Source organism: Mitsuaria sp. TWR114 (genome assembly GCF_007997345.1).
In genome coordinates this window covers 1-2,336 of sequence record NZ_VOSR01000533.1, presented here as the reverse complement: position 1 = coordinate 2,336, position 2,336 = coordinate 1, and the positions used below count along the sequence as shown (strand labels likewise).

Annotated in this window: 4 protein-coding genes; 2 read left to right on the top strand and 2 right to left on the bottom strand. The window is 69.3% G+C overall.

What is annotated here, in order from left to right; all coding sequences use genetic code 11:
* Both FUT87_RS29010 and FUT87_RS29005 read left to right on the top strand, forming a co-directional pair.
* On the top strand, positions 1-305 hold a 305-nt coding region (locus tag FUT87_RS29010; RefSeq protein WP_186830618.1), incomplete at its 5' end, for a TonB-dependent receptor.
* The gene (locus FUT87_RS29005) at positions 272-691 is read left to right on the top strand and encodes a TonB-dependent receptor (protein ID WP_186830617.1); all 420 of its coding nucleotides are present in this window, start codon (positions 272-274) and stop codon (positions 689-691) included. The genes FUT87_RS29010 and FUT87_RS29005, both read left to right, overlap by 34 nt.
* A 43-nt stretch (positions 692-734) precedes the next feature.
* Here the strand turns inward: FUT87_RS29005 and FUT87_RS18640 are convergent, their stop codons facing one another.
* The gene (locus tag FUT87_RS18640) at positions 735-1,478 is read right to left on the bottom strand and encodes a response regulator transcription factor (RefSeq protein ID WP_091724848.1); all 744 of its coding nucleotides are present in this window, start codon (positions 1,476-1,478) and stop codon (positions 735-737) included.
* Between the two features lie 82 nt (positions 1,479-1,560).
* On the bottom strand, positions 1,561-2,336 hold a 776-nt coding region (locus tag FUT87_RS18635; protein WP_147241989.1), incomplete at its 5' end, for an NADPH:quinone oxidoreductase family protein.

The following is a 2,336-nucleotide window of genomic DNA, read 5'->3' as shown; positions in this document are numbered from 1 at the left end:
TGCTGCAGCCGCTGGCGCAGTGGCAGACCACAGTGGACGTCTACCAGATCGACATCGACGACCGCATCCTGCTGTCGGCCAACCTCTCGTTGCCGACCGCGCTGCGGGACCAGCTGGCCGCGCAGGGCGTGCTGGTGAGCGCCGGGCGCTACTTCACCAACGCGCTGGATACGCGCACCCGCGGTGTCGATGTCGTGAGCACCTGGCAGCAGGACTGGGGCCGTGCCGGCCGCGCCAGTACACGCTGGCCTACAACCACAACAGGAATTCGGTGCGCCATGTCGACGACAACCCGGCGCTGCTGAGCGCCAACAACCTGACGCTGATCGATCGTGTGACGCTGGCGCGGGCGACCGTCGGCTCGCCCAAGGACAAGCTGGTGGCGAGCGCGGAACACCGCTGGGGACCGTGGAGCGGACGCGTGGCCGCCAGCCGCTACGGCAGCTTCGTCATCCGGCAGTCCAACGCGGCGAACGACCAGACCTTCGGCGCGGCCTGGCTGCTGGATGTGTCGGCGGGATGGGAGCAGGGCGCGTGGCAGGTCAGCGCGGGTGTCGACAACCTCACCGACCGCTATCCGGACCGGGTCATCGCCGCCAATGCCATCGGCGGGATCCTGGCCTACAACCAGTTCTCGCCCTTCGGCTTCAATGGGCGGCAGTACTACGCGAAGGTGGGTTATCGGTGGTGATCCACCTGGCGCGGAACCGGCCGGCGAGCGCCGGCCGCGGGCCTCAGACCAACCCCTGCTTGCTCGCCAGCACGGCCGCCTCGGCGCGGCTGGAGACGTTGAGCTTCTTGTAGATGGACTTGATGTGGTCGTTGACGGTGAACCACTTGATGCCCATCAGGTTCGCGATCTCCTTGATCGTGAAACCCTTGCTGAGGTAGGTCAGCACCTCGTTCTCGCGCGGGGTCAGGCGTTCCCATTCGGGCACCGGATCCAGCGTCACGCCGCGCCCGCTGGGCGTGGCCGTCGAGGTCAGGCTGCCGAAGCCGGAGTTCAGTCCCATCGGCCCCGAATCGCCGGTGGAGCCCGGCCGGAAATGCGACAGCAGCCGCCGCGCGATCGCCGGCGACAGCGGCGGCTGGCCGCGCACGATGCGCTGCAGTTCCTCGACCAGCACCTCGAAGCGGTCTTCCTTCAGCAGGTAGCCGTCCGCGCCGCGCTGCAGGGCAGGGAAGAGGTGGTCGTCGTCCGAGTACAGCGTCGTGACGATCTTGACCGCAGGCTTGCCGGACAGCTCGCCCAGGAACTCCATGCCGTTGCCGTCCGGCAGCTCCAGGTCGATCAGGATCAGCTTGTAGCCGTTGCCGGCGCTGCCGTCGCTCTCGACCTTGGCGAGTTGCCGGCGGGCGCCTTCCAGGTCGCCGGCCTCGGTGATCTCCATGCCATCGCTGAAGCTTTCACGCACCACGCGGCACAGGAAGCTGCGGGCGACGGGGTTGTCTTCGACGATGAGAACTTTGACGGCCATGGTGTGGGGAGCAAAAGCTGCCCGCATCCTAGCAGCGGCCCCCCGGCTTGCATGCCCCGTGAAACAGGGTGTCGACGGGCGGTCAGCCGTTGACGACGACCAGCTTGCCCACCACCTGCCGCGAGGCCATGCGCTCGAAGGCCTGCGGCAGCGACGTCATCGGCAGCACCTGGTCGATCACCGGCCGGATCCTGCCGGCGGCATACCACTGCGCCAGGGTCGCCATCATCGCGGCATTGCGCTTGGGTTCGCGCTTGGCGAACTCTCCCCAGAACACGCCCACCAGCGACGCGCCCTTGAGCAGGGCCAGGTTCAGCGGCAGCGCCGGGATGGCGCCCTGGGCGAAACCCACCACCAGGTAGCGGCCGCGCCAGGCGATCGAGCGGAAGGCCGCTTCGGCCAGGTCGCCGCCGACCGGGTCGTAGATGACGTCGGGACCGCGGCCCTCGGTGTGGGCCTTGATCTCGTCGCGCAGCGAGCCCTGGGCGTAGTTGATGGTGGCATCGGCGCCGATCTCCCGGCAACGCGCGCATTTCTCGTCGGACGAGGCCGCCGCGATCACGCGCGCGCCGGCCGCCTTGGCGATCTGGATCGCCGCCGTGCCGACGCCGCCGGCCGCGCCCAGGATCAGCACCGTCTCGCCCGGCTGCAGCGCGGCGCGGTCGATCAGCGCATGGTGGCTGGTCGCATAGGTGCAGATGAAGGCGGCCGCGTCCTCGAAGGGGAAACCCGGCGGCAGCGGCATGGCCAGCGCGGCCGGAACCAGCGCCTCGGTGCCGAAGCCGCCGGTGCCGGTGAAGGCCGCCACCGCGTCGCCCGGCTTGAAGCCGCTCACGCCGTCGCCCACCGCCTCGACGA